Raw genomic sequence first — 202 nt, forward strand, 5'->3', positions numbered from 1 at the left:
ACATTACTGTCATACCCGTTACCCATAACCAGCTATGTCGGGATGATTGATGTTGGTGATTTTTAATAGTATAGGCTTCTTGTTGGGTTTTAAACCACCAATCTTTAAACACATCAACAGCTATCCGTTGTTTCTTTTTGAATTGCGTTTGTTTGGCGTTAATAGGCTCAAGCTGTTTAAGCAAGTGTTCTTTGTTAGGTGC

General features: G+C 38.1%; 1 pseudogene. It reads right to left on the reverse strand.

Annotated features, from left to right (window positions below):
- Positions 1-202: pseudogene (locus P5674_RS26505) on the reverse strand (recombinase); the annotation flags it as partial.

The organism is Limnospira sp. PMC 289.06 (genome assembly GCF_032350395.1).
Taxonomy (GTDB): Bacteria; Cyanobacteriota; Cyanobacteriia; order Cyanobacteriales; family Microcoleaceae; genus Limnospira; species Limnospira platensis.